The organism is Microcoleus sp. F4-D5, from assembly GCF_036704885.1.
Classification (GTDB): Bacteria; Cyanobacteriota; Cyanobacteriia; order Cyanobacteriales; family Microcoleaceae; genus Microcoleus.
This window is the reverse complement of the sequence record NZ_JAUBSX010000036.1, coordinates 50,054-67,652: the sequence shown is the minus strand read 5'-3', so window position 1 is coordinate 67,652 and position 17,599 is coordinate 50,054. Positions and strand designations below refer to the sequence as shown.

The following is a 17,599-nucleotide window of genomic DNA, read 5'->3' as shown; positions in this document are numbered from 1 at the left end:
ATTAATAATTAAATGGGGTCGCAAAATCAAAAATAAGGGTAATGCTTGTATCACAGTTTAAATGTGCAACAGCTTATTGCTTCTTAAGGGGATGCGAGGGGGGATCGAGACTGTTGCTCCTACCCGCACCAAAATATAATTTAGATGCGGGATAGCTTACTTAAAAAAAAAGGGGAATCTAATCGGCAAAATCGGGGAAAACCTCGCGCACGGCCGGATGCACCAATCGGTGATTCTGCACGTTCAATCCCTTCGCCAAACTCGGATTTATTTCCAAAGCTTTAATCCCGTTATTTGCCAACTGCAAAACATAAGGCAAAGTGCTGTTATTCAAAGCTTGAGTCGCAGTCCAAGGCACCGCACCGGGCATATTCGGCACGCCGTAATGTACAACTCCTTCCTCAACATAGGTAGGATTTGTGTGAGAAGTTACCCGCAAAGTTTCCACGCAGCCGCCTTGGTCAACAGCTACGTCAACAATCACAGAACCGGGGTGCATCTTCGCAACAAATTCGCGAGAAACTAGCACCGGAGCTTTTTTCCCCGGAACCAAAACCGCACCGATTAACAAATCAGCATCGGGAACAACTGCTTCAATTTGCAAAGGACTGCTGTAGAGGTATTCTACTCGGGAACCGAACAAAGTTTCTAAATATGCTAGGCGATCGACATTTACGTCTAAAATTTGCACTCTCGCGCCCATTCCTACAGCAATTCGCGCTGCTTCTGTGCCGACAATTCCGCCGCCCAAAATCACAACTTTACCTGGTCTTACCCCGGGTACGCCACCCAAAAGCACTCCTCTGCCACCTTGCTGTCGTTCCAGAAACCGAGCTCCGAACTGCACGGCCAAACGGCCTGCAATAATGCTCATCGGCGTCAGCAGCGGCAATTTTCTGTCCGGGAGTTCGACGGTTTCGTAGGCGATGGCCTGGACTCCGCTGCTGATTAAATGCTGGGTTAATGTGCGATCGGCAGCCAAGTGCAAGTATGTAAACAGCAACTGCTCTTTTTGCATCAGCGGATACTCAGCAGGCAGCGGTTCCTTAACTTTAACAATTAGTTCGCGCTTCCAGACATCTGAAGCCTTTAAGACAATCTTAGCCCCTGCTTGAACATAGTCCTCGTCCGCAAAACCGGCCCCAGCACCAGCATTCGTTTCGACAAAAACTGTGTGGCCTTTGTCGGAACAAGCCCGGACACTTGTGGGGCTAAGTCCGACTCGAAACTCTAAATCCTTGATTTCCTTGGGGACGCCTATCTCCATCTATAACCTCTAATCTCAGGCATATGTAGATCGAATCTAACTTAAAAACCATCCCCAGCGGGACAATACTCTTGTAGATTTTAGATTTGGCAATCCGGCTGGGCTAGGATAATTTTTGTTGGATTTTCCCCCAGATCGATCGCAATTTCCCAAATGGATCGTTTTCCATCAAGTCGATCGTCTTTTTAGCTTTTTCCAACTGTAACTGTAGCTGTTGAATTTGATATTGGTAATTCTGCAATTCCGAATTGGCTTCCTCCAACGGAATTCGCTGTGCCGCTTCCCCAGTATTTTTCCTGATTGCAACATCGTGATAGCCTAGGGACTGAAAGGCAAAAAATACCATTTCCCAGTTATTCGCAATACAAAACTCATTGACTGCTTTCGCCACACCGTAAGGCATCACCTCGCATACCGACCAATTCGTGTAATCGTTAAACACCATTATTCCTTCGGCTTTAACCTTAGTATAACCTTGCTGAATATCTTTGCATACACCTTGATATTCGTGGTCGGCATCGATATATATCCACTCAAAATATTCGTCAGGAAAGCTCCTTAAAATTGTCGAAGAATCCCCTTCGTGAATCTCTACAGTTCCATTTTCTATCCCTTCTTGAACTAGACTTTTTTGTTTTTTGCTGATTTCTGCTTTGAATAAATCAAAATTATAATCGATCAAATGCAGCTTTTTGGGCTTGGCAATAGCCATAATTTGTTCCGCAAAGCGGCCGTATTGAGTTCCAACCTCAGCCACCACACTATTTTTAGGCAGATATTCCAATATTTTTAATCGACTTTCAACAAAACGACAATTCTTAACGTGACAATCTTGAAGCATTGGGGCCGACAGCAGGAATGGATTGTCATCAAAATTATTCCACTTCTCGTTATTCCAGTCCTTAGTCGCTTGTAAAAATCTTTTTTTGTATTCGATAAAGTCAAACATAATTATTCCGATGATAATTGAACGAGAACCCTTGCGGAAAATATCTAATCAATACCAAGCATTTTTTAGTCACTACCTAAGTCCTTTTGCCTATTCAGAGGTAATGACTCAAGTAGCTACTACATTTTTTTGACATTTTTGACCTTTGGGCAATTTTGTCGGCGACAAAAAAATGCTAGGGTCATCCTATTTGATGTGTGAACGAGATTTTTTGTAGAGGAACCCCTGATGGTGTATAGAAGGAGAAAAGAAAGAAAGATTGAGCTTGAAAAATCCTGAAAAAATTACTACTTAATTTTAAGTTAACCCTATTTAAGTTTAAAATACATTAGGGTTTAATAGATATGATTAAATAATAGCTGATAAAGAGTATGCTGTCAATATATTTGATCGGTCACTTATAATTTAACAGGCATAACTCGCCCCCCTATCTAAACAAATGCCACGCATACCTACCTTAACATTCGATCGCGGAACGCTGCTGCTACACCCGCCGCCCAAAGGCAGAGACTGGGTGGACTTTGCCACTTGGGACGATCGCGTGGAAAAATACCGCATTCGAGCCATTCACTACCGCCCGCTGGTAGAATGCCTGCAAGCCGACTGCATTCACTTTACCGACGAAGCTAGGGCATACGAATTACTCGAACTCGTACCCAGCGTGGAAATGCAGCCTTACCCACATCAAGAACAAGCCCTGGTAGCTTGGCAGCAAGCCGGCAGCCAAGGAGTAGTTGTCCTCCCCACCGCTTCCGGCAAAACTTATCTGGCACAATTAGCCATGCAAGTCACTGGTCGCAGTACATTAATTGTAGTACCAACTCTCGATTTAATGCACCAGTGGTATGCTAATTTAAAGGCAGCTTTTCCCGACATCGAAATCGGATTGTTGGGCGGAGGTTCGCGGGACAAAACGCCAATTTTAGTGGCAACCTACGACAGTGCAAGTATTCATGCAGAAACTTTGGGCAATAAATACGGTTTGCTGGTTTTTGACGAATGCCACCATTTGCCAACAGACTTTTATCGAGTAATTTCCGAATATGCGATCGCGCCTTTTCGACTCGGACTGACAGCTACACCCGATCGCACCGACGGCCGCCACAGCGATTTACATTTCCTAATCGGCCCCACAGTATTTAGCAAAAGACCCGAAGATTTGGCAGGCGATGCTTTAGCCGACCATAAAATAGTTCAAATCATGGTAAAACTGTCAAAAGAAGAGGGCGATCGCTACGCCGAATTAATCAACATTCGCAACGACTTCTTAAAACAGTCTAACATCAAAATATCCAGCCTCGAAGGTTGGAAACAGTTTATCATGGCAAGCGCGCGATCGCCCCTAGGACGGCGCGCCATGCTAGCCCACCGCCAAGCCAAAGAAATCGCCCTTTGTACCGAAGGAAAACTGCGAATTTTAGCCAAAATACTAGCAGAACACTCTCCCCAGCGCACCCTAATTTTCACCGGAGATAACGCCACAGTTTACCGAATTTCCCAAGAATTTCTCATCCCCACAATTACCCACCAAACCCCAGTCAAAGAACGCCACGAAATCCTCGAACGCTTTCGCAGCGGCGAATACAAAACCCTCGTCGCCTCCCACGTCCTCAACGAAGGAGTGGACGTTCCCGACGCCAGAATTGCTATCATATTGTCAGGCACCGGTAGCGAACGCGAATACATTCAGCGATTGGGTAGAGTTCTCCGCAAAAGCAGCGATGTAAATAAGTTAGCAATTCTCTACGAAGTCGTCACCGAAGACACCAGCGAAGAAAGAACTTCTCAACGCCGCCGAGGAGGAATGCAGCCTCACAAACCCCAACCACAAACACAAATAGAACCGCCAAAGCCAGAATATCAGAAATTAGAAACTGTCAAACCGACACCGATTTACGGAGTCAACCGAGAAACAACCAAAAAAGCAGCAGAATCACCCGCAAAATGGGGAGAAGACAACGATGAAATTCCCTGGTAGCAAGCCTAAACTATCTCTGAACACTCTCTTTCTTTGTCTCTCTTCCCTTCGCGTTCTTCGCGCCTTCGCGGTTCGTTAAAAATAAAAAAACTATTAACAAATGCTACCCACTGATTTATTAAGTCACCGCCAAAACGGAGAATCAATTATTCCGCTACGCCTCAAGATAGATGCTAAAAACATAGATGCAGCTACCGAAACGATAAACTGCTTTCAAGAGTCGATCGGCAAAACCCAAGGCGAACTCGACGGACGCTTGCTAGAATTAGAAGGCGACAGCCCCGATTATCGGCTGAAACGGGGATTAGCGCACCTCCTGAAAAGCGGTTTCTGCACCTTGGAAGTCATCAGTCCCCTAGAACCCTCAGAGTTGAGACAGCGGGTTTTTGCATTGTCCGCGCTAACGACTCCCAGCCCTCAATCCACCCAATTAACCCTGGAAAAAGTAGCAAGTGAACTCAGCCAAGAGTTAAACAGAGAAGTTTTGCCTCACGAAATCACTACAGGTTTATACGCCGATTTAAACGAAAACAAAATCCTCACTGAGTTTAATCCACCAACTCCCGAAAACTTGCTTCACAAATACAATCTTTCTCAAGTTCAAGGCATATTTTACCGAGCAAGTCAAGTTCAATTAACCGCCCACCGCAACGATCCGGGAGAATACAAACTATTATTTCGCTATCTGAAACTATTTCAATTAATGACTTACATCGAAGGCGATGCAGACCACGGTTTTACACTGACAATAGACGGCCCTACAAGCTTGTTCAAACCCAGCACCCGCTACGGCTTAGCCCTAGCGAAAATGCTGCCCGCACTGCTGCACGTCACCAAATGGAGTATGCACTCGACACTGCACACAAAAGACCCTTTTAGCGGCGTTTTGAAAATAGGTAAATTTACCCTCAATTCCGACTGCGGTTTAGTCAGTCACTATCCCCCTGGCAAGCCTTATGATAGTATGTTAGAAGCAGCATTTGCTGAGCGATGGAATTCCACAAAAACCGAGTGGCAACTAGAGCGAGAAGTTGATTTAATTCCGATTCCAGGTAGTGTGATGATTCCCGACTTTCGGTTGGTGCATCCCGACGGACGAGTATTTTTATTAGAAATAGTTGGCTATTGGCGGCCGGAGTATTTGCAAAAGAAATTTGCACAAGTACAGAAGTCTGAATGCGATAACTTGATTTTAGCTATTTCCGAACGGCTGAATTTGGAGAAGGCTGGGGTAAATGTAAATGACGTGCCGGCAAAAGTAGTCTGGTTTAAAGATAAATTGCTGCCTAAATCAGTCCTGGAACTCCTCGAATAGTATACCAACTCCCGCATCAGTTGGGAACTTCTTTCTTCTCTCTCTCTGCGACCTCTGCGCCTTCTGCGGTTCAAAAAAAGCCTATTATATGAATTAAATTCTCCTCAAAAAACATCGCACATTGCACGCTATACTAAAATGGGAATTTCCCCAAATCCTTGCCACCGCCTACTCCCACCCTAAAATCGATTGAAAAATGCCAGACACAAGTATTGTCGAAAGAATCAAAAAGCTTTTAGCCCTCGCCACCTCATCAAATGAAAATGAATCGACTGCAGCAGCAGAAAAAGCTTCTCTTTTACTGGCACAGTACAATCTCAGCCTCGCGGATTTAGGGCCAAATCACCAAGAAGAGATTGACGAAGACTCAGTTGAAACAACATCGAAATTTGTCACTTGGAAAATGATGCTGCTTTCGGGAATTGCCGAGGCTAACGGTTGCAGTGCTATGCGAAACACTTATAATGGCAATATGTTTTTGGTAGGAACTTCTACCAACCTGATTGTTTGCAAACATCTATACGAGTATTTGAGTTCCGCGATTGAAAAAAGAGCGAAGTACCGCAAAGGAAATGGGAGGGGATTGGCGTATTTGAATGCTTTTAGAGTTGGATGTGCGACTAGATTGAGGCAAAGGTTGTTGGAACAAAAACAGGAGATGGAAAAGTCAGGGATTGCGGGTTCGGGCGATGCGGTGGGGACTCCAGCGATTGTAGTGCGATCGATGTTTGATAAAAATCAACAGGCGATCGCGGATTATCTAGAAGGCCGAGGGGTTAAAATTAGAATGAGAACAGATTCTCAAGTCAGCAGCGCGGCGGGTTTTTATTCCGGGTATGAAGTGGGCGACAAAATTAGTTTGCACAAGCAAGTGCAGGCGCAAGGGGATATGAAACAGCTTAATGAGTGTCTTTGAGTGATCGATAGTAATTGATGGATCACAACAGGGGTAAAATTAAAGCAAATTACAAATTATGTCAGTTGGTGTCCTGAAAAGTTGAGTATCATGCACCTTTCTGACAATTTATCATCGAAATTAAATATTTCTGACTCTTAAGTCAAACTAAATTATTTAATAGTTTGGGAATCATCTTGAATCTGAGCTTCTGTTGTTTCAGGAATTTGAACTTGGTTACTGCTTTGGCTTTTTAAACAGCAACTTTTTGGTAAATGTAATCAACAGCCTGTTGAACTGTTTCTATGTTTTCCGCAACTTCATCGGGAATTTCAATATCAAATTCCTCCTCGATCGCCATGATTAGCTCAATTTTATCTAGGTCCGATCGACTATAACCATAACCACTTGAACAACTTGACAACATTGACCACCAAGAATTACCAGGGTTAGGGTTATAATATGATGGTTGTACCCCCTCGGTAAACTTAGTGTCCTCGGTAAACTTAGTGTTGAGGGTGACTTCACTTGCATCAATTTCTAGCTGCTCAGCAACAAGCGCTTTGACTTTTTCATAAATTTGCTGCTTAACCTTATCGCTTGGCGAAGATTCTGCAACAACGGTAGGAGTATTGGTATCAGTTGTAGTGTCATCAGAATCTAATTCTAATTCGTCTTCCGATTTATCCCGAACTCTGAAATAGTAAAAAAGATTAGCAACAGCTAGATCAGATGCTTTATCCAAATTCGAGGCTTCTAAACTTTTATGACCTGCTATTTCCCCTTGCTTAATGATATAATATTCGTAATCTTCACGCTGCTGTCGATCGAGCATAAATTTCAGTTGAGTGCGCAGCGCATAAAAATGAGACTTTGGCTTCAAACTTTCATAAAATAACTGTTCGTCTGGTATTTCTAAAGCTGTGGTGGCTGAATTTTTATCCCCAATAAAAGCCGAGTTTGATTTACTAAAATCTGCACTTTGTAACTGTTTTAATTCACTTGGTGGCAAAGCTTTAATCCATTCAATCTGATGAAGCCAAATGTCTAATGCGGCTAAATCGTGATTGTGAATTCGCGTAATTTCAGGAAAAAGAAAGTCAAGCTCTTTCTCTGAGTCACAACAGTGTATAATACCGAGGCTATCTTGACGGATTTGTTGTTGCAGTTGAGAAAGCCGATCGCCCGCAGCCCCAAATTCATTTTGCACCTGATAAGTCGCAATAATACTTTGCTCGATCGCCCAACTGCACTCTAACCGACGCAACTGTCCCGCCGCACAAATTTCTGACAATAACTGCGGATTTTTGTAGTCTGCTAAAGCCTCAAACAACATCCCCCGCGCTGCATCAATTTCAGCATTGCGACGGTTAAAGTCTTGAATTTGCAAAGCCGATCGCATTCGTTGAATTGCTTGATTAAATAACCCGTAAGCCCGCACTAAGACTAGGCGATGGTTCTCAAATTTTATATCTGCAACCACTTCCGAAATTAATTGCTTAATTTCTGCGCCTTGACCTTTCAAAAGTTGTTCTAAATTGATGAAACCATTTTCTACTTTAACTTCCAGCTTTTCAACCGCTTTTTTTAGTTTCAATGTCTGGTGCAAATTCACCGCTGACAAGGCTACCCCGGCGAAAGTTCCCACACCAATGACGGCTGTTGTCGCTTGCAGCACTCCCATACTGGCTTGGACGGCTTGAAAGCCCATGTGAATTTGCTGCCTCTGCACCTCCAAATCAGCTTTGACGGCTTCAACGCCCTTATAGTTTTGGTACATCTGCAAGCCACTCATGACAAGCTGCACGGGCAACACTAAGGGCGCTAGCGGGCTATTGTTGACGATCGCGCCAACCGCATGAGCCACAAACTGTCCTGTCGCTGCATCCCTCGCCATGCCGATCGGCACTCCGGCAGATGTAAAAACTTGTACATACTTGCCAGCCTCGATCGCAGCCTGTACCGCTGCGGGAAATACAAAGTTCATCATAAATTTTTACCCTGGTAGAAACCAACACAACAACTGATCTATTATGATCCATTTAATAAAAGAAATATTATTAGGCGCTGCCAATGAATAATTCGTTAATTAGTCCCCAAACAATTGAGCTTGTTTCGCTGCTGACAGGGCAAAAACTCCGAAAACAAGATATTACTCCGCCTGTGCTTTTTCTGGGGGGGCTGGTGACGGTGTTGCTGGGAGTCATTCATGCTGACGGTACGGTAAGTGCTGAGGAAACGCAGCGATTCCGGGCAACTTTGACGGAACTTATTCCCCCTAACAGCAGTTTTGGTCCATTGGTAGTGCCGATGGTTAAGGGCGTGCGGGAACAGCAAGTTTACAAAAAAATGCAGGAGTTGTTGGCGCTGACAGCGTGTTTTTCTGAGGAGGACAAACTGCTGCTGATTAGTTTTGGCTATCAGATGTCGGCAGCAGATGGGACAATGGACGATAGCGAAAAAGAGTATTTAATACTTATCGGTAACACACTGGAAATTGACTCTCGATACTTGGCAGTTTTAGCAGCTAGTTTTAGCAATCAAGCGATCGCAGATACAGCAGCTTTAGCAGAAGTGCACAGGTTACTCGATCCAGCACAATTTCAATCTCTCGATTCTATGTTTGTCCGTGCTGCTAGTCACATTATCGGACATTTACCAGCAAAACCGAAACACAAAACAAATCAAAATCAGTCAGTTTCGTCCTATCAGGATTTGAAAAAATTTCAACTGTACCGACAACAACTGGATGCTGTTTGTGGAAAACTATATTTAACTCTGCAAGATGGAAGCGATCGCAACGTGCTATCTCCTACTTTAATAGAAGAAGTAACAAAAGAATCTCTAAAATTACAATCTCAGCGGTTTCGTGTGGCTGTTGTAGGCGAGTTTAGTAAAGGCAAATCTACTTTACTCAATGCTTTGCTGGGCGAGAAGATCCAACCAGTGCGGGCTACTCCTTGTAGCGGTACGGTGACTATTTTGAAATATGGAGCGAAGCGCCGGGTTATTTGTCACTACAAAAATGGATATAAGGAAGAGATTTCGCCGGAAGAATATCAAGAGAAAGCTTCTATTTCTAAAAAGGCAGCTTCTGGTTCTATTGCAGATGAAAAAGACAAATTGGGAAAGGCAGAAATCGTTTTTGAGCATCCCGGACTAGAGTTGTGCAGCAATGGCGTAGAAATTATTGATACTCCCGGATTGAACGAAAAAGCGGAACGTGCAGTGGCGACTCAGCAAGTCCTGAAAACGGCTGATGCAGTTATTTTTTTGACTCAGGCTCACAATGTTTTAACAAATACAGAACAAGAACTGCTTTTGTACTTGAAAAAAGAATTGAATTACGGTAAAGAAGATGAAGGTGCAAGAAACATTTTTATTGCAGTGAATTTTTTCGATTGGCTGGAGAGTGAAGAGGATCGCCAGGATGTAAAAGAAAGGGTAGAAACAATTGTTTATGGGGCCAAACCAATTATTGCTGGTAAAAACCGGATTCATTTTATTTCGGCTAAATCAGCACTCGATGCTATTTTGGATGGAACGGAAAATGAGTATGTGAAATCTTTTCAGGATTTTACCAAATCTCTCGAACAGTTTTTGATAGAAAAACGGGGCGCGATTGCACTTAACCAATCCGCAGCCGGAATTAAGCAAATTATTAATACTGGCTGCGATAAATTGAGTCAATATAGGGAAATGTTAGAAGGAAATTTGACAGTTTCTCAAGGAGATAAACAGAAAATATTTGAACAGATGGCGGAAGCAAGCGGCCGCGATGTTAAGATTAGACTATTAGCAGGAGAACTGAGAAAACAATCTTCTAAGGAAGTCGATCGGTCTTTTCGTGAGTGGCAAGAAGGATTGGAAGATCGCATCACTACAAAAAGGAAGGAATGGACTTCAGAGCACAATCAGATTTTTAGCCAAAACCAGTTAATCCTAGATTATGCCAATCAATTTGTGAATGAATTAACACAAGATATTGATGACTGGAGCGCCCAAAAAATGCAGTTTATATTGACACAAAAAATAGCAATTTTAGACAGCAAAATTAATGAAGAGATTTCTGCAATTCGACAAGATTTTCAACAGTTGGATCTGCAACTTAGCACTAGCCTTGTTACTCAATTCAATAACTTCGCCGCAAGAAATCTGGGTGGAATTGGTATCGATGGACTAGATATCGCTTCATCAATCAACTCAGATATTGGAGGTGCTGGAGGTTTTTTGGGTGGTTTAGGTCTTGGTGGAGCCGTCGCGGCTGCATTGCTGGCGTTTGCAGGAGTTGGTATCATTCCAGTTATTTTAGCAGGGTTAGCTGCTGCATCAGGTGGATCGTTTGGGCTGGGGATGCTAGATGTAGATGGAATTCATAACCAGATTAAGCAAAAAGTTTGTGAGTTAGGGTTGCAGAAATTTAAGGAATCTAAGGAGTCGATTCTTGAGAAGATAAAAGAAAGAATTAAAGCAGTATTTGACGAGCGAAATGAAGCAGCTAGCGGTGCGATCGCGCAAGCAACGTCGCTGTGGGAGAATTTATTAGAACAGCAGGAAAAGTGCGATCGAGAGCGAGCAGAATGCGAAGCCCAAAAAGTTTGGCTGGCTGACAAACGTCGAGAACTCGAACAGGTACAAAATCAAATTGAGGCTATTTTAAATCAGAGCGATCGCTAATTCAATGAGTAACGGGTAAGCGCAAAAAAACCATAGTACCTTGTAAATACTATTGTTTTGTCGCGGTGCGTGACAGTCAATAGTCCCACCGCCGCGAGTTAAAGTTTTCCCGCTGTCACGCACCCTACCACTGATATCTTGCACAGAGTGCGATCGCCCTCAATCACTCAATCAATCAATTCCGCTTCTTCAAAAATCTGTCTAGCCGTCAACTCCAAACCAGGCAGCAACTCATCCACAATCGGTGTATTATCCGTATAAACTTGACTCGAACCATCGGGTAAAAAGCTTCTTATTAAAATAGCTTCTGGATCGATTACCCAAACTCGCGTCACACCCGCCGCCAAATAATCTTTCGCCTTCTCTTCAAATTCTTTCATACTTTGATCCGGCGATATAATCTCGATCGCCAGTTCAGGAATTGCGGGACAAGCTTCATTTCGCCGCCAACTTTTTGGCAGACGTTCATAAGAAATGTAGGTTAAATCGGGAACAGGTACCCAATCTTTATCCTGACGTTTTAACAAAATTGCCCATTCGGGAAGCACTCGCCCGCGTCCTTTACACCATACACGAATCAGGCGACACAAAGCTCCCTGTAAACTGGAATGAAAAAATTTTGGAGACACTTTGGGGACTGCTTCACCATCTACAAACTCACAATATACATCTGGGTCGGGCAAAGCTAGAAATTCTGCTAAAGTGAGTTTGGTTCCGATGCCTACCATGACTCCCAGCCCTCTCGCTAATTAATTCATATATCAATTATACAAAATTTCCCAACATTCCTAGAAGTGCGATCGCCCCTATTCTCTTCATTCCTCTACCTCTGTGCTCTCTGCGGTTAAATCTTAAAACCCGATTTCCCCGCTCAAAACTATGGGGCCTGCCATCGGGCCCGCCCCACCTTCTTCAAAAAATCCCAAACCCTTCATTTCAACCAAGCTCGATGAGACATCAAAGCTGCAAACGGCTGCACTCCTCGCAACTGATTTGACAGCGGCAAATGACCCCTAGGCGCGCTCAAATCCCAAATAAACTCTTGCGGATACCGCGTCCAATTATTTCCCTTCTTCCACCCAATTAGCGGCCACAACTTATCCCAATTCTTGCCCGAACTCAGCCAAATTTCCCGCTGCACCGAAAAGCCAAATTTGCCTTCGGAATGAACTTTCCACAGGGTATTAATTGTTTGCAAATCTGCTACCGGCAAATTTTCAACTTCCGTAAAATACAGCCACTTTCTCTGTACAGCAGCCTCGCTCGCCAACCCACAAAGCTTGGTCAAAGTCAATATATCTGCTTCTTGAAACTCTTGCAAGGCTAGCAACTGTTGCAGCGGAGTGTAATCGATGTTAGCCTCCGATCGCAGCGGCACCACCCCTGTCGGAAAATGCGCTTGCAAAAACTCCGCCACTCTCGGAGAATTAGCAGTGTAAAGAATTTGGTAAGCCTTGCCCATTACCGGAGTCGGTGCCTCTGACTGGCGTTCTAATAAAAATTCCATCAATACATCCCAACCGGAATCTGCTATTTGTTGTTGCAGCAGTTGCAGTTGAGTTTTTTCCGAACCCGACCTCAACTGAGAGCGGAGTTCGGCTGTATCGGCCGCCGAGTCTAATGGAGAAGTAGAAATCGAGTCAGTCATGAGAAACTATCAGCTATCAGCTATCAGCTATCAGCTATTAGCTGAAGCCCTGGTTTTCCCCCATTGTACAATGGTACTGACTCCGATTCACTTCTCTGTACTCGGATGACTGCGCGCCAGGCCGGCTAGTTAAGCCTCAGGCCGGCACTGTCTTCGCCAATGGCAGCAATAGCAAGTAAGTCTACCATCTGAATTTTACGATCGATGCCATTTAAAAGAGTTTTTCTTGAACCTAGTCGTCCACGATAGAAACCCATGCAGAGAAGGAAGGCGGAAAAAAGTTTATGTCATATTCCGAGTCTTCCCACTCTTTGACCCAAAGCGGTACGGCGCCGGGGCGAGGAGTTGCAGAAAAGGTGCGTTCTTTGACTTCGATCGAGTGAAATAGCTGTTTTAAAGTATCTCCCCGATCCAAAGCTTCGCTGAGGATGTCATCCAACTCAGGATCGACCCGTTTGACGCGGTTTTTGTCCTCCTCAAACCACAGAAGTTTTAAAGACTTCAGATCCCTCGGACTGAGGATGCTCTTGTAGTACACGCGCTTAAGGGTTGCTACGGGCTCCAACGAGCGTTCGATCCGGCGAATTTGCTGAACTCGCAGGTAGTGCCATTCCGCTAAACGCTTGCGTTCCGAAGGCGGGATAACTCCCTTCCCCGTTGCGTGTTTGTAGTCGTATTTAATCAAACTGCAAGCCATATTGGCTAGCAAGTGAATTAACTGTTTTTCTTTGGGTGTTGCCTGACGCCGTTCCTGGGTTCTTGTCAATACCCGCTGCCTGCGAGTAGTTTCGAGAATATTTTCCATTGGGTTTTTACGAGATGAAATACGATTGTGCCCGATCCAAATCCCGAACCTCAGAAGGTAAGGAAGTTGAGAGGCGGGGAAACTCCACCGACAGACTCGCCTTACCTGTTTATTTTCCCATTTACCGTTCTTGGAAACTGACTCCAACCCCCGGGATTAGGTAGAGTGACTTTAGGATCGAGTTTTAACCGCCTCGATGCAAGGCGGTTACGACAACAAACACAACCACTGACAGCGCCAATTATTTCCTACCTTTACCCGTTTTTACCTCTTCTTGCTCCCCATCTTCATTCGTTCCAGTGTAGTTAAAGTCGGGACAACTCTCCCAAGCCGTCAAACTCCTGGCTGATGAAGGTTGTGGGACGATCGCACAAGCGCTGGCACTACCTGCATACAAAAAGCCGATGCCAGCCGAGGCAAATACCCCTAATACTAAGATGCTGTTTTTCATGTTCGATGACCCTGATTTGCGTAGATTGACTCTTTTTGGCAAACCCGATCTGTCAGAAGTGGGTTGATGCAATAGCCCACTTGTCTTCTGAGAAATCTGCCTGCCATAATCAATTTAGACAGGCACACCCGCTTGCGATCGGAAACGCCGGAAGTGACGTTTTACTAACGTCCACGATCATCCACCAACCCGAATTTTTTGGGTAGTGGAGCGAAAGTCATCAGGGCGTCGATCCATCAGGGAGTTAAGCCATCAGGGTGCTAATCCATCGGGTAGTTAAGCCATCAGGGCGCATCTTCTACAATTAGCCACAGACTTAACTTTTATAATAGTTGAGCCAGTGGTTTCCCGGGTACTGACAATGCCTTTAAGAATTAAATTTTTTGTGGATTTATCCCGAAAAATTTGTCCTTAAGAATCCCCGCGCTTGCGGAAGTCCGGGGAGTGTCAGCAGCATGGAATTCCATGCAATCTAAGTCAACTAAAAAAACGCAGATTAACGATATCTCCCACTCAAGCAGTCCTCAGCAAAACGCTGGGGTTTTTTATTGACAGCCATTGCTGAGCCTTTTCCTCCGGCAGAAGGCAGCCGGATCTCCAGGCAGGAGTTTGACGACACTGCGGTTATGAGTTTCCCTGGCAACATCATACCATCGGGTGAATTTTAAAGTAAAATTGTAAAAAATTGTGAATTAAATGGCATTTTGGCGTTGGTAATCAGAGCGAGTGAAAATTAACATACTTATCTAAACGAATGTCAATAACAAGGGGTGTGGGGTAGGATCGCTCGATCGCAGGATATGGCGGGAAAGGTTGCAAAGATACGGTAAAGATTGAGAAAGAGAAAAGTGAATTAGTGGACAATAAAGAAAGACAAACAAAAATTTTCAACCATAGTAAGCTGGCAATAATTGCAATTTATAACCTTTCGATCGCATAGCAGAGGGGCGAAGCATCTTGATGAATTCCCAGATGACAGCAGAAGTCAACTCAAGCTACCAATATCAAGTCGGAGGATATTTGCCTGCCGGTGCCCCCACCTATGTCAGGCGATCGGCCGACAGCGAACTCTACGAAGGACTCAAAGCCGGACAATTCTGCTACGTGTTGAGTTCGCCGCAAATGGGAAAGTCCAGCCTGCTAGTGCAAACTGCCAAAAGGTTGCAAGCAGAAGGTACAGTTTTTGCCGCCATCAACTTGAGAAGCATCAGCAGCCCAGATATCTCCCCTCACAAGTGGTACGCGGCAATCATGTACCGCATGGCAAGCAGTTTGCACCTCACAAACAGGTTTGATGCCATCAAGTGGTGGAACGATCGCGAACTGCTGTCGCCAGTGCAGCGATTAGAGATATTTATCGAAAAAGTTCTGGTCAAGTCAATTCGGCAAAACCTGGTAATTTTCATAGATGACATTGACAGCACCAGCCGTCTAAATTTCAGTACCAGCGATTTTTTTGCGCTGATCCGGGCTTGTTACTCCAAGCGGGCAGAGCAACCGGAATACGATCGCCTGACTTTTGCTGTTCTGGGAGTAGCAGCCCCCTCAGAATCGATCCGAGATCGAAGCTGCAACCCTTTTAATATAGGACGGGAGATTAATCTAAGTCGATTTCAACTAGAGGAAAGTTGGCCGCTAGCAAAAGGATTGGCACTCAAAGCTTTTCGCCCCCAAAAAGTGCTCCAAGAAATATTAGCTTGGACGGGAGGGCAACCGTTTCTGACTCAAAAAGTTTGCCAGTTGGTACTTGAATACGGGCCTTTTATTGGCAGAAATTCCGAATCCCAACAGATTGAAAAACTCCTGAAACAGAGAATTATTAAAAATTGGGAAGAACGAGACGAACCCCAACATTTGACAGCAATTCGCGATCGCATTTTCCACAGCCGCTGTGACCTCACCCGGCTGTTAACGCTTTACCAGCAAATTTTGCAACCCCCCGACCCGAAAAAAACGGAAGCGCCGGGAGTACCTGCCAATTACTCTCCCGAACAAATCGAATTGCAACAGTCAGGACTGGTTGTTAAATCTCAGGGTAAATTAATAGTTGGCAATTTAATTTATCAGTCAGTTTTTAATCAGTTCTGGGTGGAAAAAGAGCTGGGAAAATTGGCTCCGTACCGCTCCGCGCTAGCAGCATGGCTGGCTTCCGACCGCGAAGATGAATCGCTGTTATTGACAGGGGAAACTTTGCAGTCAGCTTTGGATTGGGCTGCGGACAAAAAATTAAGCCAAGAACACTATTGGTTCTTGAATCCCGATCGAACTTTTGGGGAAAAACCGACAGTCGTTGTCGCCCAAGTTGCAGACAGCGCAGACACCGGCGCAGACAGCAGCATTCTCACCCCACCCTTAGAGACGGTTCCAACTGGCAGCAACGAACAGAGATTGTACGATCACATCGTCTCCTGCGTAGAAACAGAATCGCCCGTACAGGTGATCGAGCGGTTCCGAAAGCTATTTATCGACGGCATGGGCTATCCCGATCGAGAGATTGAAGCAACTTTGTACAGTATAGTGTCCGTCAAGCGATCGGATCAGCACTTTAAATATATCCTCCACCGCTGCTGCTACATCCCGATCAACCGCTGGCAATTGCATTCACAACACCAATTCGCGATCGCCAAGTTGGTAGCTTTATTTAAGCAGACTTCTCCCCGATTTGGGATGGAATTTTACATAGTCAAGCGCTTGCAAGAACAAATAGCTTTTTTTACTAAAAGTGAAGAATTCCAGACCCTAGAGCGCTTAGTAAAAGCCTTAGATACAGAGGCGGAAGAGCAGAAACAAGATACAGATTCTCCTTTGGGCGAATTGATCTGTCGGTATCCTTATTTGTACGGCCATTCTCTGCTGAGCAAGGACAGCATTGAGGAAGACCAACAAACCATCCAAAAACTGGCATTTCAAAGACAGCGACAATTTGAAACACATTTGTCTCAATATTTGAACTATATGGTTGAGCCGAGAAATACAGAAATAGGAATTGTGCAGCGGGCGGCTAATCCCACACTTTTGAACGATGCAGAACTGCACTTAGCTGTCAGGGAATTTGCCGGAAAAGTAACGGGCGAGCGCAGCTACAAAGAAGCGGCTCAATTTTTCCTGAGAGATGCCCGACAAACTCCATCTTACGGTTCATTTAAAGTGGACTTATATGAATATTTAATATCGTCGGTAGAACCAGAATACGGGGGGCGTCAATTTAACGACCGTTTGTACAAACAAATCAAAAATACATTGCGAGAAAATGACTCGGTGAAATTCAACAATCCATTGTTAGTTCGTACTTGCCACCAGTTGTTCAACTTCTTAGTAGTGGAAAATTCCCAACATCCCAGCCACTACGTTTTTTACGATTTGGTGTACAACCTCGGCGCCAGCAGGACAATGGGTTTGCTGCTGAAACTTGTACTGCTTTCGGGCAAAGTTAAACCCGAGTTGGAAAAGCGATTTTCTATTTTGTTCAATCACTATGAAGGTAAAGCTTCTAATGAAATTATGTGGTTTGTCAAATCCTTGGAAAATTTTAATGTGGCTTTGGTTATGAATTTTGGTAAAACGGATTTGTCGTTGGTTAAACAGCAGCTTATTTTGACTTGATATCAATTCCG

General features: G+C 44.5%; 12 protein-coding genes. 5 read left to right on the top strand and 7 right to left on the bottom strand.

The genetic code is table 11. From position 1 onward, the window contains the following. Nucleotides 1–178: 178 nt before the first annotated feature. Together ald and QUA80_RS18100 are read right to left on the bottom strand one after the other, a co-directional pair. Nucleotides 179–1,267, bottom strand: coding sequence for an alanine dehydrogenase (gene ald / locus QUA80_RS18105; protein ID WP_333426499.1), 1,089 nt, complete (start codon nt 1,265–1,267; stop codon nt 179–181). Nucleotides 1,268–1,370: 103 nt separating this feature from the next. Beyond that, nucleotides 1,371–2,216, bottom strand: coding sequence for a class I SAM-dependent methyltransferase (locus QUA80_RS18100; protein ID WP_333426498.1), 846 nt, complete (start codon nt 2,214–2,216; stop codon nt 1,371–1,373). Between the two features lie 439 nt (nt 2,217–2,655). Between QUA80_RS18100 and QUA80_RS18095 the strand changes: the two genes are divergently transcribed. The 3 genes from QUA80_RS18095 to QUA80_RS18085 all read left to right on the top strand — a co-directional run bounded on the left by QUA80_RS18095 (nt 2,656) and on the right by QUA80_RS18085 (nt 6,425). After that, complete coding sequence (locus QUA80_RS18095; RefSeq protein ID WP_333426497.1) at nt 2,656–4,194, top strand: DEAD/DEAH box helicase family protein; 1,539 nt, start codon at nt 2,656–2,658, stop codon at nt 4,192–4,194. Between the two features lie 100 nt (nt 4,195–4,294). After that, a complete protein-coding gene (locus tag QUA80_RS18090) occupies nt 4,295–5,509 on the top strand; it encodes a DUF790 family protein (RefSeq protein ID WP_333426496.1) in 1,215 nt (404 codons plus the stop codon). Nucleotides 5,510–5,705: 196 nt separating this feature from the next. Beyond that, complete coding sequence (locus tag QUA80_RS18085) at nt 5,706–6,425, top strand: DUF2786 domain-containing protein (protein ID WP_333426495.1); 720 nt, start codon at nt 5,706–5,708, stop codon at nt 6,423–6,425. Between the two features lie 232 nt (nt 6,426–6,657). Here QUA80_RS18085 and QUA80_RS33850 read toward each other — a convergent pair whose 3' ends face one another. Further along, nucleotides 6,658–8,394: an acyl carrier protein gene (locus QUA80_RS33850; RefSeq protein WP_445302256.1), complete on the bottom strand. Its 1,737-nt coding sequence runs from the start codon at nt 8,392–8,394 to the stop codon at nt 6,658–6,660. An 83-nt stretch (nt 8,395–8,477) separates the two neighbouring features. On the opposite strand from QUA80_RS33850, the gene QUA80_RS18075 reads away from it, so the two are divergent. Then, nucleotides 8,478–11,081 (top strand): dynamin family protein, encoded by a 2,604-nt coding sequence (locus tag QUA80_RS18075; RefSeq protein ID WP_333426494.1) that lies wholly within the window; start codon nt 8,478–8,480, stop codon nt 11,079–11,081. 167 nt (nt 11,082–11,248) lie between these two features. On the opposite strand, the gene QUA80_RS18070 is transcribed toward QUA80_RS18075, so the two are convergent. The 4 genes from QUA80_RS18070 to QUA80_RS18055 form a co-directional block, all read right to left on the bottom strand. Continuing rightward, nucleotides 11,249–11,809 carry a Uma2 family endonuclease gene (locus QUA80_RS18070; protein WP_333426493.1) on the bottom strand — a complete coding sequence of 187 codons (561 nt, stop codon included), beginning with the start codon at nt 11,807–11,809 and terminating at the stop codon, nt 11,249–11,251. Nucleotides 11,810–12,012: 203 nt separating this feature from the next. After that, nucleotides 12,013–12,729, bottom strand: a complete 717-nt coding sequence (locus QUA80_RS18065) for a GUN4 N-terminal ARM-like repeat domain-containing protein (protein WP_333426492.1) — start codon at nt 12,727–12,729, stop codon at nt 12,013–12,015. A 232-nt stretch (nt 12,730–12,961) separates the two neighbouring features. Further along, nucleotides 12,962–13,534 carry a hypothetical protein gene (locus QUA80_RS18060; RefSeq protein ID WP_333426491.1) on the bottom strand — a complete coding sequence of 191 codons (573 nt, stop codon included), beginning with the start codon at nt 13,532–13,534 and terminating at the stop codon, nt 12,962–12,964. Between the two features lie 241 nt (nt 13,535–13,775). Continuing rightward, nucleotides 13,776–13,985 (bottom strand): hypothetical protein, encoded by a 210-nt coding sequence (locus tag QUA80_RS18055; RefSeq protein ID WP_333426490.1) that lies wholly within the window; start codon nt 13,983–13,985, stop codon nt 13,776–13,778. A gap of 960 nt (nt 13,986–14,945) precedes the next feature. Here QUA80_RS18055 and QUA80_RS18050 point away from each other — a divergent pair. Continuing rightward, nucleotides 14,946–17,588, top strand: coding sequence for an AAA-like domain-containing protein (locus tag QUA80_RS18050; RefSeq protein WP_333426489.1), 2,643 nt, complete (start codon nt 14,946–14,948; stop codon nt 17,586–17,588). Nucleotides 17,589–17,599 lie beyond the last annotated feature (11 nt).